21 protein-coding genes and 1 pseudogene are annotated in these 24,012 nt (G+C 59.8%); 7 read left to right on the forward strand and 15 right to left on the reverse strand.

The window, feature by feature from the left end; translation table 11 throughout:
- Window positions 1-9: 9 nt before the first annotated feature.
- The 15 genes and pseudogenes from ACWGXE_RS12550 to ACWGXE_RS12620 all read right to left on the reverse strand — a co-directional run bounded on the left by ACWGXE_RS12550 (window position 10) and on the right by ACWGXE_RS12620 (window position 16,815).
- A complete protein-coding gene (locus tag ACWGXE_RS12550) occupies window positions 10-1,467 on the reverse strand; it encodes an NADH-quinone oxidoreductase subunit N (protein ID WP_447598104.1) in 1,458 nt (485 codons plus the stop codon).
- A complete protein-coding gene (nuoM, locus tag ACWGXE_RS12555; RefSeq protein ID WP_447598105.1) occupies window positions 1,464-2,963 on the reverse strand; it encodes an NADH-quinone oxidoreductase subunit M in 1,500 nt (499 codons plus the stop codon). Before nuoM ends, ACWGXE_RS12550 begins: the two co-directional genes overlap by 4 nt.
- Complete coding sequence (nuoL, locus tag ACWGXE_RS12560) at window positions 2,960-4,852, reverse strand: NADH-quinone oxidoreductase subunit L (RefSeq protein ID WP_447598106.1); 1,893 nt, start codon at window positions 4,850-4,852, stop codon at window positions 2,960-2,962. The genes nuoM and nuoL overlap by 4 nt, the downstream gene beginning before the upstream one ends.
- Before the next feature lie 86 nt (window positions 4,853-4,938).
- Window positions 4,939-5,247 carry an NADH-quinone oxidoreductase subunit NuoK gene (gene nuoK, locus ACWGXE_RS12565; RefSeq protein WP_447598107.1) on the reverse strand — a complete coding sequence of 103 codons (309 nt, stop codon included), beginning with the start codon at window positions 5,245-5,247 and terminating at the stop codon, window positions 4,939-4,941.
- Window positions 5,237-5,734 carry an NADH-quinone oxidoreductase subunit J gene (gene nuoJ, locus ACWGXE_RS12570; RefSeq protein ID WP_447598108.1) on the reverse strand — a complete coding sequence of 166 codons (498 nt, stop codon included), beginning with the start codon at window positions 5,732-5,734 and terminating at the stop codon, window positions 5,237-5,239. Before nuoJ ends, nuoK begins: the two co-directional genes overlap by 11 nt.
- Window positions 5,731-6,312 (reverse strand): NADH-quinone oxidoreductase subunit NuoI, encoded by a 582-nt coding sequence (gene nuoI, locus ACWGXE_RS12575; protein ID WP_447598109.1) that lies wholly within the window; start codon window positions 6,310-6,312, stop codon window positions 5,731-5,733. Before nuoI ends, nuoJ begins: the two co-directional genes overlap by 4 nt.
- A 1-nt stretch (window position 6,313) precedes the next feature.
- Window positions 6,314-7,246: an NADH-quinone oxidoreductase subunit NuoH gene (gene nuoH, locus ACWGXE_RS12580; protein WP_447603727.1), complete on the reverse strand. Its 933-nt coding sequence runs from the start codon at window positions 7,244-7,246 to the stop codon at window positions 6,314-6,316.
- Between the two features lie 23 nt (window positions 7,247-7,269).
- Window positions 7,270-10,017, reverse strand: coding sequence for an NADH-quinone oxidoreductase subunit NuoG (gene nuoG, locus ACWGXE_RS12585; RefSeq protein WP_447598110.1), 2,748 nt, complete (start codon window positions 10,015-10,017; stop codon window positions 7,270-7,272).
- Between the two features lie 74 nt (window positions 10,018-10,091).
- Window positions 10,092-11,408: an NADH-quinone oxidoreductase subunit NuoF gene (gene nuoF / locus ACWGXE_RS12590; RefSeq protein ID WP_447598111.1), complete on the reverse strand. Its 1,317-nt coding sequence runs from the start codon at window positions 11,406-11,408 to the stop codon at window positions 10,092-10,094.
- Window positions 11,401-11,865, reverse strand: a complete 465-nt coding sequence (nuoE, locus tag ACWGXE_RS12595; protein WP_447598112.1) for an NADH-quinone oxidoreductase subunit NuoE — start codon at window positions 11,863-11,865, stop codon at window positions 11,401-11,403. The genes nuoF and nuoE overlap by 8 nt, the downstream gene beginning before the upstream one ends.
- 118 nt (window positions 11,866-11,983) lie before the next feature.
- Entirely contained in the window at window positions 11,984-13,726 is a 1,743-nt protein-coding gene (gene nuoC, locus ACWGXE_RS12600) for an NADH-quinone oxidoreductase subunit C/D (RefSeq protein ID WP_447603729.1), read from the reverse strand.
- 115 nt (window positions 13,727-13,841) lie between these two features.
- Window positions 13,842-14,468, reverse strand: a pseudogene (locus tag ACWGXE_RS12605) (NADH-quinone oxidoreductase subunit B); the annotation flags it as partial.
- The gene (gene ndhC / locus ACWGXE_RS12610; protein ID WP_447598113.1) at window positions 14,452-14,919 is read right to left on the reverse strand and encodes an NADH-quinone oxidoreductase subunit A; all 468 of its coding nucleotides are present in this window, start codon (window positions 14,917-14,919) and stop codon (window positions 14,452-14,454) included. The pseudogene ACWGXE_RS12605 and the gene ndhC, both read right to left, overlap by 17 nt.
- Window positions 14,920-15,107: 188 nt before the next feature.
- Window positions 15,108-15,836 carry a PRC-barrel domain-containing protein gene (locus ACWGXE_RS12615; RefSeq protein WP_447598114.1) on the reverse strand — a complete coding sequence of 243 codons (729 nt, stop codon included), beginning with the start codon at window positions 15,834-15,836 and terminating at the stop codon, window positions 15,108-15,110.
- A 253-nt stretch (window positions 15,837-16,089) separates the two neighbouring features.
- Complete coding sequence (locus ACWGXE_RS12620) at window positions 16,090-16,815, reverse strand: PRC-barrel domain-containing protein (RefSeq protein ID WP_447598115.1); 726 nt, start codon at window positions 16,813-16,815, stop codon at window positions 16,090-16,092.
- Between the two features lie 594 nt (window positions 16,816-17,409).
- Here ACWGXE_RS12620 and ACWGXE_RS12625 point away from each other — a divergent pair.
- The 7 genes from ACWGXE_RS12625 to ACWGXE_RS12655 all read left to right on the forward strand — a co-directional run bounded on the left by ACWGXE_RS12625 (window position 17,410) and on the right by ACWGXE_RS12655 (window position 23,900).
- Window positions 17,410-17,610 (forward strand): hypothetical protein, encoded by a 201-nt coding sequence (locus tag ACWGXE_RS12625; protein WP_447598116.1) that lies wholly within the window; start codon window positions 17,410-17,412, stop codon window positions 17,608-17,610.
- Window positions 17,611-17,612: 2 nt separating this feature from the next.
- A complete protein-coding gene (locus tag ACWGXE_RS12630; protein WP_447598117.1) occupies window positions 17,613-18,776 on the forward strand; it encodes an AI-2E family transporter in 1,164 nt (387 codons plus the stop codon).
- A 133-nt stretch (window positions 18,777-18,909) separates the two neighbouring features.
- A complete protein-coding gene (locus tag ACWGXE_RS12635; protein ID WP_447598118.1) occupies window positions 18,910-19,962 on the forward strand; it encodes an SDR family oxidoreductase in 1,053 nt (350 codons plus the stop codon).
- The gene (locus tag ACWGXE_RS12640) at window positions 19,959-20,420 is read left to right on the forward strand and encodes a hypothetical protein (protein WP_447598119.1); all 462 of its coding nucleotides are present in this window, start codon (window positions 19,959-19,961) and stop codon (window positions 20,418-20,420) included. Before ACWGXE_RS12635 ends, ACWGXE_RS12640 begins: the two co-directional genes overlap by 4 nt.
- Window positions 20,387-21,520, forward strand: coding sequence for a hypothetical protein (locus tag ACWGXE_RS12645; RefSeq protein WP_447598120.1), 1,134 nt, complete (start codon window positions 20,387-20,389; stop codon window positions 21,518-21,520). The genes ACWGXE_RS12640 and ACWGXE_RS12645 overlap by 34 nt, the downstream gene beginning before the upstream one ends.
- Complete coding sequence (locus tag ACWGXE_RS12650) at window positions 21,517-22,872, forward strand: cytochrome ubiquinol oxidase subunit I (RefSeq protein WP_447598121.1); 1,356 nt, start codon at window positions 21,517-21,519, stop codon at window positions 22,870-22,872. Before ACWGXE_RS12645 ends, ACWGXE_RS12650 begins: the two co-directional genes overlap by 4 nt.
- On the forward strand, window positions 22,869-23,900 hold the full coding sequence (locus tag ACWGXE_RS12655; RefSeq protein WP_447598122.1) for a cytochrome d ubiquinol oxidase subunit II: 1,032 nt from the start codon (window positions 22,869-22,871) through the stop codon (window positions 23,898-23,900). The genes ACWGXE_RS12650 and ACWGXE_RS12655 overlap by 4 nt, the downstream gene beginning before the upstream one ends.
- Window positions 23,901-24,012: the final 112 nt, after the last annotated feature.

The following is a 24,012-nucleotide window of genomic DNA, read 5'->3' on the forward strand; positions in this document are numbered from 1 at the left end:
GGGCGGCTTCTAGAGTTTGCCCACGACGACCATCCGCACCACTCGAATGAGCGGCTCCGGATTGACGCCGATCCAGACGGTAAGCAGCGTCACCACCGCCAGCGACGTACTTCCGATCCAAAGGTAACGGGTGTCTGATTTGGTGCCGATCGGCTGCACCGCTGAGGACGCTGGCTGCAGCATCACCACGACAATCCGAAGATAATAAAAGAGGCCGATCACGCTGTTGGTCACAAGAATAATGAGCAAGACCCACAATCCGCTGCCTACACCGGCGGCAATCGCATAGAACTTTCCGATAAACCCGACGGTCAGGGGAATGCCGGCCAACGACAGCAACATGACCATCATGGCCGCGCTCATCCACGGCCGCCGCCAGAACAGCCCCTGATAGCGATCGAGGGGATCGGCATCCTCCCGGCTGGTCGAGAGCAGAGCCACCACGGTGAAGGCCCCGAGGCTCGTGAGGACATACGCCGTCAAATAGACCGTGACGGATTCGACCGCCAGAGATCCGCCGGCCAAAAACGCCACCAGGGCATACCCCAGATGGGCAATGGAAGAATAGGCCAGGATGCGTTTGACGTCGGACTGGAACAGCGCCAGTAGATTTCCCGCAAACATCGACAAGACCGCCACGATTGCAATCAGGTTCCAGAATGCGGCGTGCCGTTCGAGATCCATGGCTACGGTCAGGCGAAGCAGCAACGCGAAGACGGCGGCTTTGGAGCAGGTCGCGACGAACGCCGCAACAGGAGCCGGCGCGCCTTGATAGACATCCGGCGCCCACATATGGAACGGGGCGACGCCCAGTTTGAATCCGACGCCGATCAGAATAAAGCCGAAGGCGGCCAAAACGGTGAGCGAGACGCCCTCCTCGATCCGTTGCAACGTTCCCATCCTGCTGAACTCCATGGTCCCGCTGTGGACATAGAGCAGGGCCAACCCGAACAGCAAAAAGGCCGATGAGGCGGCGGACAAGACGAGGTACTTGATCGCCGCCTCAAGCGACCGCAACCTGGCTCGCAGATAACCGATCAGCCCGTACAGGGACAGGCTGATCAATTCCAGTCCAAGGAAAAAGGACGCCACATGATCAGCCGCGACAAGGACGCTAGCGCCGATCGTCGCCAGCAGAAGCAATACATAGAACTCCTCCGGCTGACTTTCATCGCTGGGCCGCATCAGGAGATAAGGCAGCGACATCGCAACCACCGCCAAGGAAGTCGCCAGGATCACGCCCATGTAAAACAACGCGTACCCGTCGATCATCAACAGCGACATCACCCGCCGCGCTCCCTCAGGAGCAGCCAAAGGCAGGCAGGCCAAAGCGGCGGCACAGGCGCCCATCGCCATCCCGGCTGTGATCAGATGGCGCCGATTCCATGCGATTTGGAGCATCATCGCCGCCGCAGCGATCGTCAAAATGATGATCGGCATCAGGGCCATGAGATCGGCCTGATTCATCCGGATCCTCTCTCGGCCGATACGACCCTCGGCTGCTCGATACCGGTGGCCGGCCCGAGCATCCGTAACAGCGGCTGCGGATAGAGTCCGAGCCAGACGAGAATCACTGCCATTGAGATGAGGGACCACTGCATCGGCTGCGACAGATCGACCACGCGGCGGTCCGGCTCGGGCTGACCATGCACCGTGTGTTGGACCATCGCCAGCGCATAGACCGCGGCCACCACGATGCCGGCGGTGGCGGCCACCGTCAGCACGGCATGCGGGGAAAACGAGCCCAGCAACACAAGAAATTCGCCGATGAAATTTCCAAAACCCGGCATCCCGAGGCTCGCCACCGCAAAGAACAACAGCAACGAGCTGAACACCGGGATCTGCCTCCACAAGCCGCCCATGTGACGGAGATCCCGCGTGTGCAGCCGCTCCTGCAGCACTCCAACCAGCATGAACAACGCCCCCGTGCTGATTCCATGAGCGATCATTTGCATCACCGCGCCCTCGAAAGCCGGATGAGTGCCCGCATACACACCGAGCAAGACGAAGCCCAAGTGACTGACGCTGCTATAGGCCACCAGTCGCTTGAGATCCGTCTGCGCAAATGCGAGCATCGCGCCATATAGAATGCCGACGACGCCGAGAAACATGGCGACCGGGGCAAACTCTCGCGAGGCCTCCGGAAACAACGGCACGGCGAACCGGATCAACCCATAGGCGCCGGTCTTCAACAACAGGCCGGCCAGGATGACGCTGCCCGCGGTGGGCGCCTCGGTATGGGCGTCCGGCAGCCAGGTATGGAAGGGGAACATGGGCAGCTTCACCGCAAAAGCAAGGAAGAAACCGAGCATCAGCCAGGTTCCGGCGGCTCCGCTCATCTGGATGGCGAGCAGATCTTGATAGTCGAATGACCAGATACCTTTCTGTGCCGCCTGGATGAAGGCCAGTGCGATGATGGCGATCAATAAGAGCAAGCTTCCCGCCTGCGTGAAGAGAACAAATTTATATCCCGCGCGGAGCCGGCCCTCATGCCCCCATAGAATGATGAGCAGGTACATCGGGATCAGCATGACTTCCCAGAAGAGAAAGAAGAGAAACAGATCCATGGCGAGAAAGACCCCGATGACTCCTGTGAGCGTCCACAGCAGATTAAAGTGAAAGAATCCGACTCGGTCCCGGATCTCGGTCCATGAACAGACAACCGCCATGATGCCGAGAAACGCCGTGAGCAGCAGCAATGATAGACTCAAGCCGTCGGCGGCCACATGCAATCGGATGCCCCAGCTGGGAATCCATGACCCGTTCCACTCCGCCACCCACGTTCCTGGCCGCGACAACGGCGTCGCATGGACGGCATCCAGCCACAGTACCCCGGCAAGCGCGAGCTCCGCCCCCAGACAGACCAAGACGGTCCAGCGCGGCCACTGAGGGCCTCGACGTTCGACCCACCAGGCCGCGCAGGCGCCGGCCATCGGAATGATGATCAGCCACAAAAGGATCATGTGAGCATGTACCAAATAAAGAGGACCCCGCTCCCCGCCAGCACCGTGGCATACCATCGCACCGATCCGGTTTGCGTGTCGCTCAGCGCGACATGCGCCCGCTCGACGACGCGTGCGGCGGCCGTATACAATGCATCGACCGCATCCGTCCGATTCATCCGAGCCATCTCAATGAACGGCCGGACGACAAACCGGTCATAGAGACGATCAAACTCCCAGCCTTCGAACCAGAAGCGGCGCAACGAGGCGGCCGGCCCGGAGCCGGCAAAGATCGCGAGACGCTCTGGCGCCGCACGATAGAGCCAATAGGCAATGCCGGTCCCCGCGAGGGCCACGAGCCCCAGCAAGCTCTGATGAATGGCTTCCACGGCAACCGAGGCCGGGGCAGCCGCATGAGCACGCGGCATCGCGGTCTGAAGAAACCCGCTGAACAACGGCCAATGGCCGAGCGTCCGGGGCAGTTCAAGAAAGCCGGCCACGAGGGATAATCCGGCCAGTATTACTAACGGCACGGTCATCATCGGCCCCGGCTTTCCGTGCGGCACCGTTTTCATGTCACCCAAGAAAACGAAATAGAATAGGCGAAAACTGTATAGCGCGGTGACAAAGGCGCCCGCCGCGCCGCCTATCCATAGCCAGGGTCCGCCCTGAGGCGAGATCCACGTCTCCCAGAGCACCAGATCTTTGCTGTAGAACCCGGCGGTGATGAGCGGCAGACCGGCGAGCGAGGCGACGCCGGCCAAAAAAGTCCAACAGGTCACCGGCAAGCGCCGGCGCAGACCGCCCATGCGAAATATGTCCAATTCATGATGCAGACTGTTGCTCACGGCGCCCGCTCCGAGAAACAAGAGCGCCTTGAAGCAGGCGTGGGTCAGGAAATGAAACATCGCCGCCACCGGAGCGCCGACACCGAGCGCGAGAAACATGTAGCCGATCTGGCTGATGGTCGAATAGGCCAGCACGCGCTTGATATCCCGTTGTGCCAACGCACTGAACGCGGCGAGCAGCAACGTCACCACACCGACCACCGCCACACAGAATTGAACGGCCGGGGCGAGTTGAAAGAGAACGTGCGTACGCGCCAGGAGATAGACCCCGGCCGTAACCATCGTGGCCGCATGGATCAATGCGCTGACCGGCGTCGGGCCGGCCATGGCGTCCGGGAGCCACGTCTGAAGCGGCACTTGCGCGGACTTGCCCATGGCGCCGATCAACAAAAGCGCGGCGGCGGCCGTCGCGATCGGTGAGCCTGCATCCCACCGTCCCGAGGCCTCGCGCATCAGGTCTTGGATATCGACGGTCCCGAACGAGGCAAACAACAAAAACATGCCGATCGCCAGCGCGGTGTCGCCGATTCGGGTAATGATGAACGCTTTTCTGGCCGCCCATCCATTGGCCGCCTGCTCGTACCAGAATCCGATTAGCAGATAACTACAGAGCCCGACCCCTTCCCATCCGAGGTACAACAGGAAAAGATTGTCGGCCAGGACCAGGACCAACATCGCGCCGACGAAGAGATTCATGTAGGCGAAAAACCGCCGGTAGCCTGAATCCTCCGCCATGAATTCCGAGGAGTAGACATGAATGAGGAACCCAACCCAGGTAATGACCAGCATCATCACGAGCGACAGGGCATCGAGATCGAACCCGAGCTGAGAGGAAAAAGGGCCTGCCTCCACCCAGGTCCAGAAATCCTGGGTGACGCGGCCGCCGGCGGGAGGAGACACGATGAACGAAATTGCAACCAGCCCGGCGACGATGGCCGAAAGCCCGACCGAGCCGACCCCGATCCAGGCGATCATCCGCCTGGACAGTCGGCCGCCGGCGGCGACGAGCATGAGGAAGCCGGCCAGCGGAAGCGCCGGAACCAACCAAAGCCATGTCAGCAATGACTCCATATCAACTGTGAGAGCCCGATTTAATGATCTGGTAAAGTGTGTACCTCACGAAATCACTACCTCACCAAATCGCACTTCTACCCCCGCATGCTGTTCAGCGCATCCACATCCATGGTGCGGAACCGGTCGTACATGAGGAGCACCAAGCCCAGCCCGACGGATACTTCGGCGGCGGCCAACGTCAGGATAAAGACGAACATCACCTGGCCGTCCGGCTGCCCCCAGGAGGCTCCCGCCGATACAAAGGCAAGGCCCGCCGCATTCATCATGATCTCGATGGACATCAACACATAGATGACGTTCCGCCTGACGAGCAGACCAACGAGGCCCAGCGAGAACAAGATGGCTGCCAGAATCAAGGCATCGGATGGCATGCTAGCGTTCACTCCATTGACGCCGGCCGAGATGGTAAGCGCCAATGATTCCCGGCAACAACAAGAGCGAGCCCAACTCCACCGCCAACAGATACGGTCCGTACAGGGCCATCCCGACTTCATGTGGACCGACCGCCGCGCGATCGCCGGATGGCGCTCCATTCCACAGCAGATAGATCACTTCGGCCAACAACAAAGCCGAGAGCAGCCCCGGACCCAGCCATATTCCTCTCGGAGCCCACCGCCGTTCCTGTTCAATCCCGCGGGCGCCCTGGTTCAGCATCATCACGACGAAGACGAACAGCACCATGATGGCCCCGGCATATACGATAACTTCGAGCGCAGCAACGAAGGGCGCGCCCAGCAGATAGAGCACCACGGCCACCGCCATGAACGAGACGATCAGATAGAGCAGCGCATGCACGACATGGAAGTGGGTCACGGCCCGAACCGTGGCAAGGACCGCGACCGCCGCGGCGATATAGAAAGGGATGTTCATGGCAGCAGGCTCCGTACATCCACTGGCGGCTGCTCGTTCTCGGCCTCGCCCTTTTCTTTGCCGCCGATCTGCACGCCGGCGACCCGATAAAAATTGTAGTCGGGATACTTGCCGGTTCCACTGATCAGCAAATCCTGCTTTTCATAGACCATATTCCGCCGCTCGTACTCGCCCTGTTCAAAGTCGGGAATCAATTGAATCGCATAGGTGGGACAGGCTTCTTCGCAATGGCCGCAATAGATACAGCGCGAAAAATTGATCCGGAACCAGGCCGGATACCGGCGGTCATGCTGATCGGGCGATTCCGTCGCCTGCAGCGCAATGCAATCCACCGGACAGGCGGCCGCGCAGAGATAACAGGCGACGCATCGTTCCTCACCGTCGGGATCGCGGGTCAAGACGATGCGGCCCCGCCATCGCGGCGGCAGATACGGCTGCTCTTCCGGATATTGCACCGTAATCGGGCGCCGGAATGTGCGGCTGAGCACTACCCCCAATCCCTGAATGAGCGACCAGATCGATGACCACACGGCCGGCAATCCGGCTGTCTGTCGGTGCGAAGAGCCGATGTCCGGCATGTCACGCTCCTTGTAAGCTCAGTACGACGGCGCCGGTGATCAGGAGGTTGATCAAGGCCAAGGGCAACAAGACTTTCCAGCCGAACGATAGGAATTGATCGAACCGGAGCCGCGGGAACGTCGCCCGCAACAGAATGAAGAAGGCGATGAAGACGCCGGTCTTCAGACAGAACCAGACCAGCGGCGGCAACCACGGTCCCTGCCAGCCGCCAAAAAAGAGCACCGTGATCATCGCCGAAATCAAGGCAATGCCCAGATATTCGCCGACAAAAAACATGCCGAATTTCATCCCGGAATATTCCGTGTGGTAGCCGCCCACCAGTTCGGCTTCGGCTTCCGGCATGTCGAACGGCGCCCGATGGGTCTCGGCGACTCCCGCGATCAGAAATCCAACAAAGCCGAGCCATTGCGGGATCACGAACCAACCCTCGCGTTGCGCCTCGACGATCCGGCGCAAATCAAATGATCCGGCTAGCAAGACCACGCCCATGAGAAAGAGGCCCATGAAGACCTCATAGCTCAACAGTTGCGCCGCCGCGCGCAATCCGCCCAGCAGCGAATACTTATTGTTCGAGGCCCAGCCGGCCAGGACGACGCTGTAGGCGGCCAGCGACGACATTGCAAGAAAGAACAGGACCGCGATATTCGAATCGGCGACGCCGGCGAATGGCCCAAATGGGACGATTGCAAACGACATGAGGGTGGTCGTGACGACGATCGTCGGCGCCACGATAAACACCCATTTGTCGGCAAAGGGGGGAACCCAGTCTTCCTTTGTAAAAATCTTGATCATGTCGGCCAGCGACTGGAACATGCCGAGAGGACCGACTCGATTGGGTCCGAACCGCTCCTGCCACAATCCAAGCAGCCGCCGCTCAACCCAAATCAACAGCGCGGCCAGGGTCAGTACCGCCGCCAATACCGCTGCGCTCATCGCCAATGACCATACCCACGAATTCACGGCGTTCCCTCTTTCTGAAGCTGGCACCAGCCGGGCAACGGCATGGATATGCATTCTTCAAGGCGCGATACCGTGACGGTCCCGCGAGGAACCGCTTCGTCCACGACCAGCGGCAACCGAATTCGTTCTCGATGAAGCGAAAGCTGCAATCGCTCACCGGCCGCCCAACCCATGCGACCGGCATCGTCCGGATGCATCGCGATCGACATGGAGGGAATGCGGGTTGACAAAGCAGCCGCCGAGGCGCTGAGTTCCTCGCTCCCGAAGATTTCATAACGAGGCAACGCGAGCCATTCCTCGGCACGAGGTCGAAATGCCGGGGGAACCGTGCCAATGCCTGGCGCGGATGACCCGCCGCTCACCGGCTCAATCAATCGAGGGCCGATCAGTTCGTCGCGCAGCGGCCCCCCCACCTCCTCCTGGAATTTGTTCAAGGCCTGATTGCTGTTCCACCCCGGCGCCCAGACCTGAGGCTGCAAGGACGGCGGCACGGTATTGTGCGAACCTTCCATCGTAAAGGCGAAGGGCGAATCGGGATCAACGGGAGGCGGCGGCTCGTGCATGGTGACATTGGCCACCATGGCCGTGCGGCCGCTGTAGCGCTCCGGCTGGCGTGGAATCTTTCGTCCCGCGATGCGCAGATTAGACGCAGGCAGTGTTTCCTCGATGGGCCGGAACACCGGCAATTCACGACAGAGGTCCCTTACGACATCATCCAAGCCGGTCCAGCCCACCATCGCTTCCAGTGAGGGCTGCCTGGCTCCGTCCAATCCGCGGGCGATGTCCCTCACCCAGCGCCAACTCTCCTGAACCATCCCGCCCGGGACGAAGATTTGATAATAGCGTTGCGCTCTCCCATCGTGATTGACCAACGTGCCGTCGCCTTCGGCGAACGTGGCGGCCGGCAACACGGCATCAGCGGCTCTGGTACAACCATTATCGAGATGATCGATCGCAATCCAGAAGACACCGTCATGAGCGGCACACCGCCCGTCCAATCGATTGGTTCTGATCACCGCACGGCGAGTCACATCGTTCTCCAACACGATGACGACGTCCGCCCGACCGGCATCGAGTGCGTCAAAGGCTGCTTCCAGCGGTTGTCCTCCCAGCAGGGCGGCTCCGGCGCTATTGCATTCGGGCATCACCATTGCGAGCTTCACCGGCTTTCCCCGTTTATGAAGAGCGAGCGCCACGCGCCACGCAGCGTGGACCACAGCAGGACTCAGCGCGCCGGTCCCCGAGACGACGGCCGGTTGTGTCGCGTGCAGTAAATCGGTTGCGATCCGCTGTGCGAGCCGCCGCTGGTCCTCATTCAAGTCGCCCACGGCAGGAGCGGTGGAATCCAATTCACGCGCGACGGCATATCCCAGGCGAGCTAGATCATCCGGCGCCGCATGGAAGACGGCAGTCGCATGATCCTCGATCCAGGTTTTCCGGTAGCCCGTCACGTAGAGCGGGCCGGTGCGCTCGTTGATGGCCTGGCGGATCGCTCCATCGTTCCACATGGGGATGTCCAAGTGGTCGATCGAGGCCACCGGCTGCCGCCGGACCGCCTGCAAGATCGCAAGCGCCAACCGGGGAGCGGTGTGCAGCACGTCTTCGCCGATGATGAAAACGGCATCCGATTGCTCCACATCTTCAATAGAGGCCGAAGTCAATGGGCCGTCGTGAAAGAACCGGAGCACCGTCCCCACGAGATCGGCCTCTTGTTTCGTCACGCCTTGATAAAACCGCTCCGGACCGAGCAGGTTACGCAGCGCAAAGTTGGATTCGAGCGAGGCGCGCGGGCTCCCGATTGCGATTGCACGTCCATGGGACAAGCGGGACCGGATCGCTTCGAGCACACCCGCCGGATCTCTCGGTTCCAAGGATTCCGCGCCAGTCACGCGCATCAACGGCCGGCGCAACCGCTTGTCGCTGTTGACAAATTCATAGCCGAAGCGTCCCCGGTCACAGAGAAAATATCCGTTGATCCGGCTGTTGTAACGATTCACGACACGCCGCAGCAGCCCGTACCGCTCACCCGGAGTTGTATTGCATCCCAAGCTGCAATGGACGCAGATCGACGGGGCGTTTTGGAGGTCCCATTTGCGCGTGTAATGGTGAAAGAACGTCTGGTCGGTAAACACGCCGGTGGGACACACCTCGACCAGGTTGCCGCTGAATTCGTTTTCCAGGATGCCGGGGCTCGAGCGCCCGAAATACACATGATTATGCGAGGCGAACACATTGAAATCTCGGCCCCCGGCGTACTCGCGATAGAACCGGACGCATCGATAGCATTCGATGCAGCGATTCATTTCGTGATGCACGAAAGGCCCGAGATACTGGTTGAGATACGTGCGCTTCGTAAACCGGTACCGCCGGTAGGCGTGCCCGGTCATCACGGTCATGTCCTGAAGATGGCATTCTCCTCCTTCGTCGCAGACCGGACAGTCGTGCGGGTGATTCGTCATCAGCCATTCAATGACGGACGCGCGAAACGCTCTCGCCTCTTCGTCTTCAATTGAGGCGCGGAGGCCGTCGGACGCCGGGGTCATGCAGGCCATCATGAGGCGGCCGCTGTGGTCCTTCTCATCCTTGAAAACCTTCACGGCACATTGCCGGCAAGCCCCCACCGATCCCATGGCCGGATGCCAGCAAAAGTACGGAAGGTTCAACCCACGAGAGAGGCAAGCGGCGAGCAGGTTCTGCCCCTCCGAGATCTCGTAGGAGCGGTTATCGACGTAGATCGTCGGCATGGTTCTGCTCAAAAGTACAACTTGGTGATTTCACCCGCCCACCCCGGCAGCGCCGAGACGCTGCCTTTCCCATCTCACCCGCCCACCCTGGCAGCGCCGAGACGCTGCCTTTCCCAAGGGCATCCTTTTTTCGTGACGTGCGCTTCGAAATCGTCCTTGAAATACTTCATCGCGCTGGCCAGCGGATCCATCGCGCCCGGCGCCAAGGCGCAATACGTATGGCCAGGACCGAGAAATTTGGTATGCATGTCAAGCAACCGGAGATCCTGATCGGTTCCGCGTCCCTCCTCCAGCCCCCGGAGTAGTTTGGCCACCCACGGAAGGCCGTCGCGGCAAGGGGTACACCACCCGCAGGATTCCTGCGCGAAGAACAGCTGTAGATTCAGCATCATGGCGACCGGGCACGTTTGATCATCCAGCACAATCATCGTGCCGGTGCCCATGCGGTTGCCGGTCTTGGCGATGCCGTCGAAATCCATCGGCGCATCCAAATGGTCTTTGGTCAGAAACGCCGTGGAAGCCCCGCCCGGAAGCAGGCCGCGAAACTGCACGGATCGCCGCATTCCGCCGGCATGATGGTCGAGAATCTCGCGGACGGTGGTGCCCATCGGAAGTTCCCAGGCGCCGGGCTTGTTCACTCTTCCACTCACGCCGTAGATTTTTGTCCCTCCATCGGTTGCTTTGCCCAATGCCCGGTACCAGTCCACTCCATGCAGCACAATGTGCGGCACGTTGTAGAGGGTTTCGACATTCTGCACGACGGTAGGTTTCCCCCAGAGACCGGTGACCTGCGGGTAGGGAGGCTTGGCGCGCGGAATGGCGCGCTTTCCCTCCAAGGCGTTCAAGAGCGCGGTCTCCTCTCCGCAGATATAGCGGCCGGCGCTCGTATGAAGAAACAGGTCGAAACTCCATCCCGAATTCAGAATATTCCGCCCCAAATAGTTTTGTTCATAAGCTTCGGCGATCGCGCGGCGCAGTCTGGCAGCCGCCAACACATATTCCTGCCGCAAAAATATGTACCCCACGTCCGCTTGGATCGCATAGCCGGACACCACCATCCCTTCGATCATCTGATGCGGGTCGCCTTCAAGCAAAAGACGGTCCTTGAACGTTCCCGGCTCCATTTCGTCGGCGTTCGCCACCAGATATTTGGGCCGCGGCGCGTCGGCGCCCATCGGGACAAAGCTCCACTTTTTTCCCGTCGGAAAACCCGCTCCGCCTCTGCCGCGCAGTCCCGACCGACTCACCAGATCCTGCAAGGCGTGGGGCTCCGTGCGTCCGACGGTATTGCGGACAGACTCATAGCCCCCGGCCTTCTCATAGTCGGCCAGCCAGAGCGGCTCATCCGACGGCTTGATGCGGCGGGTCAGCGGGTTGGTGAGATCAGCCATAGCGCTCCAGAATCCGATCGACCTTCTCGCCGTCGAGATCCCGATGCAGATCTTCGTCCACCATCATGACAGGCGCATGGTCGCAGGCCCCGAGACAGACCACCGGAAGCAATGTCAACCGTCCGTCGTTCGTGGTCCCGCCCAGTGTGATGCCGAGCTTGTGTTCTATCTCGCGCCGCAACGAATCCGCTCCCAACATCCAACAGCTGACGCTGTCGCACAACAGCACGACGTGACGCCCAACGGGTTTTCGAAAGATCAAACTGTAGAACGTGGCGACTCCATCAAGTTCATCGGCGGTCATGCCGAGCAAAGACGCGACGCTTTGGAGGTGTTCATCCGACACCCAGCCGTAGCGACGCTGCACGACCTTGAGCGCCTCCACACAAGCGGCCTGCTTGGTCGGATAGTGCTGCAATTCTTGCTCGATCTCGGCGCGTACGTCGTCGGACAGCATCGTTTGGCCCACCCTGACTTGGCGATTTCGCGATCTGGAGATTTCGCGAAGTTCTTCACTTCACCAAATCACCCACTCACCAAATCGTCCTTTTTACCAATCACCAAATCGTACATCCTCACCTGTCCACATCCGACAGCACAAAATCGACGCTCCCCAGGATGGTCACCAGATCCGATAGCAAGTGGCCGCGTGAAATATACGGGACCATCTGAATATGCGGGAACGACGGGGTCCGGATGCGGGTCCGGTAGCTGTTCTGCGTCCCGTCGCTGGTGAGGTAGTAACTGACCTGTCCCTTCGCGCCTTCAATCGGAACCGCCGCCTCCCCGGCCGGAAGGATGGGGCCCCATGTCACGCCGAGGAAGTGCGTGATCAATGTCTCGATGTCATGCATCGTGCGTTCCTTCAGCGGCGGCGTACTCAACGGATGCGACGACTTATAGGGTCCGGCCGGCATTGCATCGACACATTGTTGGATAATGCGACAAGACTGCCGCATCTCTTCGATGCGCACGACCGCACGATCATAGGAATCGCCTCGATGCGCCACCGGAATGTCAAAGTCAAACCGGTCATACCCCGAATAGGGTCGTTGCTTTCTTAGGTCCCATTGGAATCCCGTGGCGCGGAGGCCCGGGCCCGTCACGCCCCACTCCATGGCTTCATCCGTTGTATAGGTTCCAATGCCCACGGTCCTGGCGCGAAAGATCGCGTTCTTCATGACCAAGCGGTCATATTCATCGAGCCGTTTCGGAAAATATGCGAGAAATTGGCGCACCAGGCGGTCCCATCCGTCGGGTAAATCGTGAGCCACGCCTCCAATCCGAAACCAGTTGGGATGCATACGCGCCCCGCAAACGGCCTCCATGATGTTATGAATCCGCTCGCGGTCGTTGAACATGTAAAACACCGGGGATAACGCCCCCACATCTTGCGCAAATGTCCCGTACCAGACCAGGTGGTTGGCCAACCGATACAGTTCGCACAGCATCACGCGGATCACCTGCACTCGTTCGGGCACCTCGATGCCGGCCAGTTTTTCTGCCGCCAACACGTAGGGAAGCTCATTGAGCACCCCCTGGAGATAATCGACCCGGTCCGTATAGGGAATATAGGTGTGCCAGGTCTGGCGTTCGGCCATCTTTTCGGCCGCCCGATGATGAAACCCGATATCCGGTACGATATCGGTGATCATCTCGCCTTCCAGTTGCACCACCAAGCGGAGCACGCCGTGGGTTCCGGTATGGGCCGGCCCAAGATTCAGAAAAAGGTAATCGAACTCCGCATTCTTTTCCGTGCGGGCCATGCCCCACTCCTCCGGGCGAAATTCCAAGGCCTCCTGCTCTTTCTCCTGTTTTTCCTCCGGCAGTTGAAACAGTCCCATTTCCGTCGCCCGCGCCGGATGTTCCTTGCGAAGCGGATGCCCATTCCACGTGGCCGGCATCAATAGGCGCCGCAAATGCGGATGTCCTTTAAAGACGATGCCGAACATGTCCCAGATTTCGCGCTCATACCAGTTGGCGTTCGGCCAGAGGTCCGTAATGGAAGAGGCCGAGGGGGAAAGGCCGCGCAGAGGAACCTTCACGCGGAGTTCCTCATTCCGTCCGAACGATGCGAGGTGATACACGAGCGTAAAGTCGGAAGCCGGCTGGCCTCCTCGATGTTGCCGGAGCCGCTCGTCTACCGCGCTGAGATCGTAGAGCATGCGGTAGGGCTGCTCGATGTCCTCCTTGAGATAATGCAGCAGCTCAACGGATCGCTCCGGCGCGATCCAGAAGGTCGGAATCGCATCACGGGTTTCCTGACCCGTCAACGATTCCGCATCGAACCGGCGGCGGAGTTCAGTCCAGACCGGCATCTGTTCCAATATCAACACCGGTATGATCTCATCCGCCGGATGGCGGCTTGGTGCGTGGGCTCTTCTCTCCGGGACGCCGTTCACCGGGACGCCGCCATATCGCATCCGTGAGAGGAAGCCGGTCCATTTGTGGATAGTCGGTTTGAGTCGTCCTTTGCTCTCTCAACGCATCGCGACGAGAGGGCATGACCAAGGGCTGCACATCCTGTGGCCCGGCGATCCAACTCAGCGGCCGCCGCTGCGCGCCCACTTTTTCCTGCAACAACACGAGGCATTCCATGAATGCGTGGGGCGCAGGGGGACAACCAGGAATGTAAATATCCACCGGCAGGAATGAATCCACCCCCTGCACAACCGAATAGACGTCGTACATCCCGCCGGAATTCGAGCAAGATCCCATGGAAATTACCCAGCGCGGTTCCAACATTTGCTCATAGAGCCGCTTCACAATCGGCGCGACTTTCACGAAGACCGTGCCCGATACGACCATGACGTCGGCCTGGCGAGGACTGCCGCGTACCACTTCGGCGCCGAACCGGGCGATATCAAACGTACTCGTCAAGCTGGTCGCCATTTCGACATAGCAACAAGACAAGCCGAAATTGAGCGGCCAAAGAGAATGTTTCCGTCCCCAGGCGATCAAATCCTGCAGCCGGGCAAGGAGGACCGGTTGCCCGGGAAGGAGGGACGGGTCGAGATGTGCGTCCGGCCCGGAAGATGGGCTGCTACGCCACCATCGCACGCTGTTCCTCCTTCGCCCGTCTGCCGGCTCGTTTCGCCGGCAGGTGAGCCCCCTCGCGTCTCCAATCGAGGGCGCCGACCCGCCAGAGATAGACGAGCGCGATCATCAGCAGCGTGATGAATACGGCGGCCGCCACGAATCCCGGCCATCCAGCTTCACGCGCCGAGACTGCCCAGGCGTACAGGTAGACGGCTTCCAGGTCGAAAATCACGAACAACATAGCGACAAGATAATATTGGAGCGGGATGCGGAGCTTCGCATTGCCGGTCGGAGCGATGCCGGATTCGTAGGCCTGCCCCGTGCCTCGCTCTCCGCGTCGCGACGGCTTCCGTCGATGGCGTTCGCCGAGCAGGCCGGGCACGACAAGCATGGCCACGACCACCACACCGACGAGCAGCGAATAGAGAAACAGAGACCAAAACGGATCGTGGCTCATTACTACGTTCTCCATTCGGCTTCGGCTGGATGCGAGATCAAGTCACGCGGAGCATGCACATATCGACCATAGTGATTGATGTCGACTTAAACAATGGCTATGCGCACGTTTCTCTGTAGGAGTGAATGGGACGTCTCGTCGTCCACGGGCCGACCGCCGAGCCCCGGCGGTCGGCCCGTGTCTCTGCTGTGCGTCTCAATGAGTTATCGCTTGCTGCTGGGATTCCCGCCCTCCAGCTGAGGGGCTTTTCCACCGGGCGGTAATGCGCGCGGCCCTGCCGGTCCTGCGCCGCCTTCTTTGTCCTCACCGCCGAAGCCGCCCGAACCGGGCTGATCCGTGACGCCAATACCCGTTTCTCCTCCGGTCGGATTTTGCCGAACGGCATTGATCTCATTCATGTATTGAGAAATCTCCGGCGAGTGATCCTTGGTCAAGCCGGAGTTGACCGGGGCTCGGAGTTGGTCCTTGGTCGCGTTCAAAGTCAGCTTGTCGCCCTGCTGTTTGAAGAGACTCCATTGGAGCGGAAGTTGGAATTTGCTATCGGCCAACTCCAACACGGCATACTCCACCTTTCCGGTCTTGCCGTCCTTGAGCAACTTCTCGATGGTGCCGATCGTTTCGCCCTGCTGATTCTTCACTTCTTGGTCCAGCATGCCCCCCTCGGCGTCTTCCAACTCACCGCGGCGGACCGGGACGACATCATAGCGTTCCGGCAAGCTCGATTTTCCTCCCGTCATATCGATGGATCTTTGGTCCATCACACCCTTCTCCGGCTGGTTCATTCCTTGGCCGGGCGGCACATGCTCAGATGAGCCTCCCGGTTGATCTCCCGATTGTCCGGAAGCGCCACCGGACTGAGCGTAGACCGGGAGCCCCTGTCCTCCCATGAACAACACGGCGCTTCCAACAATTGCAGCTGTCAATGACCTCATGCCTCCTCCTTTTGTAATAAGCGATGGGATATCCCATCTGCCGTTAAGACCGATACTTCCATCAACGCTGCGTCGTGCCGGAAATAGCACACCGACATATGGGCCGGAGCGACGCATCTCTCAATTGAGAATCGGTAGTTTTCTGGACCGCGGAAGGATTGCTCTTAGAAACAGTTCGATTCCCGGCAAAGCCGCGAGGCAGGTGTCTCAGTACGAAACACCTGCCTCGCACGCATCACGGCACATGCATCAATTAGCGCTTGCTGCTCGGCTTCCCGCCCTCAAAGCCGGGGGCTTGGCCCTGCGGAGGCAACGCTCTCGTTCCCGCCGGTCCTCCTCCGCCAACATTTTCTTCGCCCATCGATCCGGCGCTGGCTGGTTGATTCGTAATCCCGATGCCTTTCTCTCCTCCGGTCGGATCCTGACGAACCCGATTAATTTCATCCATATATTGAGAGATCTCCGGCGAATGATCTTTCGTCAGGTCCGAATTGACCGGTGTCCGCAGTTGGTCTTTCGTCGCCTTTAAGGTCAGCTTATCCCCTTGCTGCTTAAAGAGGCTCCACTGAAGCGGCAATTGAAATTTGGTATCCGCCAGCTCGAGCACCGCGTATTCCACTTTGCCGGTTTTCGTATCCTTCAGGAGTTTTTGAATCGTGCCGATGGTTTCACCCTGCGGGTTCTTCACTTCATGATCCAGCATGCCGCCTTTTTCATCCTTCAACTCTCCGCGGCGAACGGGCACGACATCATAATGCTCGGGAAGGCCGGACTTACCGCCCGTCATATCAATGGATTTCTGATCCATGGCATGACCTTGGGGCGCGTTCATGCCTTGCCCCGGCGGGATGGCCGTCGATCCGCTTCCCGGTTGATCCCCTGATTGTCCTCCACTGGCGCCGGACTGGGCATAGGCTGAGAACACTTGCCCTCCAAGTAAGACCGCGCCGCCCAAGACGATTGCAGTCAATATCCTCATGTCTCTCCTCCTTTGTTTGAGAGATGGTTGCCCACCTCGACAATAGATAACCCGTGCGTTTGGTTCATCATGGGTTTGGTAAAGCTACCAATAGCTGGTCATGTAACCGTGCAAATTGCAGACCGATAGCACACGACGGCGGGAACACCAAGGCAGTGCTGAACAAGTCTCCATTTCAGTGTGGCGCGGGTCGAATCAACTCAACCGGTCGGGGACAAATTGTCTGAGGGGTCGGACAATTGGTCCAAGCTGAGGCCGGAAATGTTTACGGCGAATATTTTCGTACGCAGCACGCGCACTCACCCTATGACAGGGGCAAGGCATCCGGCTTGCACGACAGTTCGGTGCAAATGCGATGCACGCCTGGCGGAGGACGCCCTGCTCAGCACGATTGCGTTCGCACAATCATGAATGACGAATCGGGAAAGTTAGAAGTTAGAATCCGCGCGCCTAAAAGCCCGCGGAAGGATCCGACTCCCCGCGAACCGCCTCGGGAAGAACCATCCCGGGATGAGCCGCCGGTCGAGGAACCAAACGATGACCCTCAACCGATGAAATTACTGAGCAGTTCATTTCACATTTACAGGTGACGTGATGATGACCCTTCTTGCCGCCGGCATGCTGGCGCTGCTGATTTTGACGGCTCTCTATGCATTCGGCGTATTCGGAACGCCCTATCTGGACGCGTTCCGGTTCGCGTTCTATCTGATTCTGGTGATGTTCCTGGTGGTGATTGTCTTTACGTTGGGTGATTATCCCAATCAAGGCTACGATCCGACACCCAGCGGACCATGACAATGGCGGACCCCCTCGGCCCCATCCCGCCGGAACAGAGGCCCCGCCATTCGTTTCCCGAATCGGACACGAAAGCGGCCGTCGATCGGCATTTGTGGGAAATTACCGCCGTTCAAGATCTGTTGTGGTTGGCGGCGGGCGCGGCGCTTCTCTGGATTATATCCAGCCTCAGCTCGGTGTTCGTGCCTATCTTTATCGGGATCTTTCTCGCCTATTTGGCAGACCCACTCATTCGAGTGGCGGACCGGCAATGGCGGATACCCAGGCCGTTGACCGTGTCGCTCTTATTGTTGTTGTTTTCATTCGCCGCGGCCGGGCTCGTGATGGGAATCGGCCCGCTGTTGACGGAGCAAGTTCAGACCTTGGTGAAGAAAGCTCCCGCCTATGTGTCGAGTCTCAATCAGCGACTCGGCAATATCGACGGCCTGTCGGACCAGATTGACGCGACCTTGAGCACGTTCAAAGAAGATCCCCTCTCATTTTTACGGCCATTCTTCATCGGAACCGGCCAAGCCTTCGGGCTCCTGGGCACGGTGATCGGCAGGACCGTCAATTTCGCCCTCGCGTTCCTGCTGATACCACTCTACTTTTTCTTTTTCGGTTGGTATTTCGACCGGATGCTGCTTGCCCTGTCCCGCCTGATTCCCGCCAGCCGCCGCAATCGCGTGTATGGAGTGTTGAATCGCATGGATGCCGCCGTCAGCGGATTTTTCCACGAGCGCCTGCTGATCGCCCTCATCACCGGGGCCATGTACGCCGTCGGATGGCTCGCGGCCGACGTGCCCTATTGGTTTCTGCTTGGACTCGGAACCGGCTTGCTTACCTTGATCCCGTATGTCTCGGTCATAGGGTGGCCCCTCGCGCTCCTGTTGAAATATCTGGACTCGCTCACGGCGGGCGGCCAGCTCAGCTGGACCGGCATCCTGCTCTGGCCCAGCCTGGCGTATCTCGTCGTCCAGTTCATTGAAAGTTGGATCCTCACGCCGTGGATCCAGCAGCGATCCAGCGACATGAATGCCGTCACCCTGCTCATCGTCATGTTCATCGGTGGCGCGGCGGGCGGCCTGTTCGGCCTGATCTTCTGTATTCCGATCGCGGCCTGCATCAAAATCCTGTTCGAGGAATTCCTCATGCCGCGATGGACTCGTTGGGCGGAGAGCCAATAGGAAATGAGGAATGTGGAATTAGGAATTAGGAATGAGGAATTAGGAATGAGGAATGAGGAATGAGGAATGACGAACGAGGGGATCTGGAATGAACGATTCTAGGATTGCTTTCTGAGATTTCTAAAGAGATATCGTGGTTGTAAACAATAAGAAAAAGCGGCCGGAGATTGTGGTCATTACCGGGGCCTCCGCCGGAGTCGGCCGGGCGACGGTCCGTGAGTTCGCCCGGCATGGCGCGTGGCTTGGCCTGGTGGCCAGAGACCGGGATCGGCTTGACGCCGCCCGCCGGGAGGTGGAAGGGATGGGCGGCCGGGCGGTGGTCCTGACAGCCGACGTAGCCGACGATGTGCAGGTCGAAGAAGCCGCGGAATCGGTCGAACGGCTCCTGGGTCCAATCGACATCTGGATCAACAACGCCATGGTCTCGGTCCTGTCGCCGGCGCTCGACATGACGGCCGATGAATTTCGACGCGTCACCGATGTGACGTACCTGGGATATGTCTACGGCACTCTGGCCGCGCTTCGCCGCATGCGCCCTCGCAATCGTGGCGTGATCCTGCAGGTAGGTTCCGCGCTGGCCTATCGGGCCATTCCGCTCCAATCCGCCTACTGCGGGGCGAAACACGCCGTGGAAGGCTTCACCGAGTCGTTACGGTCGGAACTCATTCATGACGGCACCCTGGTTCATCTGACCGCCGTCCAGTTGCCGGCCGTCAATACCCCGCAGTTCAATTGGGTGAGATCGCGGATGCCGCGCCATCCGCAGCCGGTGCCGCCGATCTATCAGCCGGAATTCATCGCCCGCGCCATCTATTGGGCGGCGCACCATCGGCGGCGCGAGGTGAGCGTGGGGTGGCCCACCGTGCAAGCCATCGTCGGAGACAAATTCATGCCCGGCCTTTTGGATCACTATTTGGCTTGGATCGGATACGAGGCACAACAGACCGCCCAACCGGTTTCCCCCTCACGTCCCGATAATCTATTCGAAACAGTTCCCGGCGATTATGGCGCGCGCGGCTGCTTCAACACCGGGGCGCGGCGCACGAGCTTTCAATTTTGGGTCAATAAACGACGCGGTTGGCTTGCCATGGCCGGGTTGGGCATAGCCGGCCTGGTGGCTCTCCGTTCTTCCACAAGGGCCGACACACGGCCGTCCGTTCGACCACCAGAAAGGAGAACTTCATGACACGCTACAGCTTCATGATCCTGTTCGCGCTTCCCTTAACGATGAGCGTCGCTTGCCAATCTTCCTCACCGCCGGTCGATACCAAGCGCCATGCGGTTGCCGCCGGCGGCACGCCCGCGACTGCCGCTCAAAATGAAAGGCACGGCACCGATCAGGCTCCCAGCTTGCCGCAAGCCGATCAACAGATGCTCGAACAGTTGAAACGACAGGAGCCTCAATTCAAGGACCATTATGATCACCATTATGCCGATTCCGGATACGGCTATAACCAATATCGCCCCGCCTATCAATATGGCTACGAGTTGGCGATGGATACCCGCTATAGATCCATGGAATGGAGCATTCTCGAATTGCAAGCCAGGAAAGGATGGGATGAGAGCACCATGGGCCTGTGGGAACAGTACAAGGATGCGGTGCGGTTCGGATGGGAACGCGGGGTGATCGCGCAGCGAGGATGATCTTTCATTCCTTGCGCCGTGCGGTGCAGGCTTGGATCCGGACGCGATCGCACCAAGGATGCGTTCGGGCGGCCGGCTTGATCTTCGTAGCGGTCTTGCTCGTGATTGAGGCCGGCTGCGCCTGGACAACCGGGTATTCCGAACAGCGGACGACCAGCAGCAACGAGCGGCGTTGCGCGCCGACCCCGATCGAGAAGCAGCTTCGGGCCGTGTCGTTGGACGAGGTGGACCGCTCGTCGAACGATCTTCAGGCGGAAGCTGCTCAAACGGGATTACCGACTTCGTTTTCCTGGCGTGCCGTGCAGACGGCCAAAGCCATCGACATCCTACCTTTGTTAAAGCAAATCGAGGTAGTGGAGGAATCACCGAACCCTGATTCGTCGGCCCCGCTCACATTACTGTCGTTGCGGCAGGAGGCGTTGGGGCGTATATTGCTGGCTCTCATCGCCGTATCGAGCACCGTTGCGCAAGTAAGCTGCGAGATCGAGCGCACATACGAAGTCGCCGATCGTCTCAAGAATGCGGAAACCGCCCGCGTGAAGCAACAGACTCTGTGGGCCGTCATCATCGGCGCGGGAGCGGCAATCGCGACCGGGGGATTCAGCTTGGCGGCGACCGGTACGGTGGCGGAAGACATCGCCACGGTTGTTGGAGGCGCGGTAGCCGGCGCATTAGGTATTTCAGCACTGTATCAGGAGAGCGAGCACAGATTCGAACATCCGGATAATATTCTGCGAGAAATATGGGAACATCCCTCTCATCCGAATTACATCGCACCCTCGGTGTGGGAGTTCTTGAATCACCCCATGAAGGAGGAAGCGGGCAGCCGCAGTTTTCGCGAAGAACTCGTCAATGGTTGGAGACAGGAGGGGCGGCTCGGCGCGGAAGGCTCCAAGGAAGAACAGCAGCGCATCGCGCTGCTGTTCGGGGACGGCGGACTGTATCGCAGCAGCGATTTGATCGTGCGCGGGCAAATGCTCGACATGCTGCGTGCCACCGTCGGGCTCATGAATCAGGAGCTTGAGTTGCTCATTCGCGAACTGATGATTCGAATCGCATTGCGCAAGGAATCTTGGCAACAAGGCGGGAAGCAGGAATGAGCGACCTGCTCGCGGCCCGCAGCCAAATGGCGATGTCGCTCGGCTTCCATATCATTTTTGCCGTCATCGGTGTCGCCATGCCGCTGATGATGACGATCGCGGAATGGCGCTGGACGCGCACCAAAGATCCGGCATACCTGGCGCTGGCGCGGCGTTGGGCCAAGGGAGCCGCCATTCTCTTCGCCGTCGGAGCCGTCTCCGGCACGGTGTTATCCTTTGAGCTCGGACTGCTATGGCCGCGCTTCATGGCCTGGGCCGGAGCGATCGTCGGCCCGCTCTTCGCGCTGGAAGGCTTTGCATTCTTCACAGAAGCCATTTTTTTGGGGATTTATCTCTACGGCTGGCATCATTTGCGACCCGCCCTCCATATCGGTGCGGGTATCATCGTCACGGCAAGCGGGGTGGTGTCGGCCGCCGTCGTCACAACGGCCAATGCCTGGATGAATACTCCCGCCGGCTTCGAGTTGACGGACGGCTTGCCGCGCGATATCCAGCCCTGGGCGGTGATGACCAATCCGCACGCGCTCCATGAAAGCCTGCACATGGTGCTGGCCGCATTTGCCGCGACCGGCCTATTGGTCGCCGGCATCCATGCCTTCCTCATTCTGCGCGGCGCCCATGATAATTTTCATCGCTACGCCCTCGCCATCGCCCTCCTCGTGGGCGGCATTCCTGCTTTGCTTCAGCCGATCAGCGGCGATGCGTTGACCAAAGTCGTGGCGGCGCACCAACCGGCCAAGTTGGCCGCCATGGAAGCGGTGTTCCATACGGCTCCGGGCGCATCATTTCATCTCGGCGGTCTGCCGGACGAAGAGCGCGAATCGGTTCCGTACTCGCTGGAGATCCCGAAGTTGTTGAGTCTTCTTCTCTATCTCGACCCGCAGGCGACTGTCGTCGGCTTGGACCGGATACCCCGCCTGGATTGGCCTCCGGTCGCCGTCGTCCACGTGGCGTTTCAGATCATGGTGGGCGCCGGCCTGGTCATGATGATACTCGTGCTGTGGGCCGCATGGCGCTGGAAGCAAGGACGGCTGTACGCGGATCGTCTGCTGCTTTGGTCCCTCGTGCTCGGCGCGCCGCTTGGATTTCTCGCGATCGAGGCCGGATGGGTCGTGACCGAAGTAGGCCGCCAACCCTGGATCATCTATGGCATCATGCGAACGAGCGAAGCCGTCACCCCGATGCCGGGAATCGCTGTCCCGTTCGTCATGTTCACCCTGTTATATGGGGTGCTGTCTCTTATTGTCCTCTGGACGCTATCGCGCCACATCTCGGCGACGGAACGGCACGATCAGCCCGGCGGTCCCGAGCGACCGTTTCCGTCGCCTACCGAATCAGCGGAGACCCGATGACATTCGACATTCTACTTGCGGGAATGTTGCTCAGTTCGCTGGCCTTCTACGTCCTCACCGGCGGAGCGGATTTCGGAGCTGGCGTCTGGACGCTGCTCGCCCGTGGTAAACGGGGGCATCTCCATCGAGCGCTCATCGACCGGGCCATTGCGCCGATCTGGGAAGCGAACCACGTCTGGCTCATCCTCATCGTGACGATTTTGTTTGCGGGTTTCCCGCGTGCCTTCGCGGTGATCACCACCGCGCTGCACATCCCTCTTACAGCGTTGCTGGTCGCGATTGTATTGCGTGGCTCCGCCTTTGTGTTCCGGACCCACGATGTCCAACCGCGATCGGATCGTGACGCCTCGCAGGTCTTCTGGAGCCGGGTTTTCGCCGGATCCAGCATCGTGGCGCCATTAATGCTCGGGACGACTATCGGAGCCATCGCGTCCGGCCGTCTCTCGGGACAGCCCCCGTCGTTTTTCGATTTATTTATCGCTCCCTGGCTGGCGCGCTTTCCGCTGCTCGTCGGGTGCTTTACGTTAGCCCTGTTCGTCTTTCTCGCGGCCATGTATCTCATCTTCGAAACAACGGATCGCCCGCTGCAAGAGGACCTCCGACGGCGGGCGCTTGCCCTTTGGCTCATCGTGTCGTCGCTCGGAGCGGCTGTCTTGCTTGTGTCCCGAACCGGCGCGCCGATCATCTACGACGGATTGGTGTCTACGGGCGGCGGCCGCATCATCCTGGGTTTGACGGCGGGCGCGGGGCTGGTCAGCTTGGCCGCATTGGTCTTCCGCCGGTTCGGAATCGCGCGCGCCGCCGTCGTCGTACAGGTCATCTTGATCATTTTCGGATGGGCGATTTCTCAATATCCCTATCTGGTCGTCCCGGACGTCAAACTGCCCGAAGCAGCCGCTCCGGTTCAGATTTTGCGGCTGTTGGTCTGGAGCCTCGTGATCGGCGGCGCCGTCCTCTTTCCGTCCTTGTACTATCTCTATCGCCTTTTCAAGGGGCATGCGCTGTTCCCGCCGCCGGCGGACCGATAAGGCAAACTGTCCTCCCCTAGACATCCTGTCCGGCACCGAGGCGCTTCAGGATACCAAGACAGGGATGTGAAAGCGGCTCAACGTTTGCACATCGAGCAGGGCGAACCATGGA

The organism is Nitrospira sp. Nam80 (assembly GCF_965152575.1).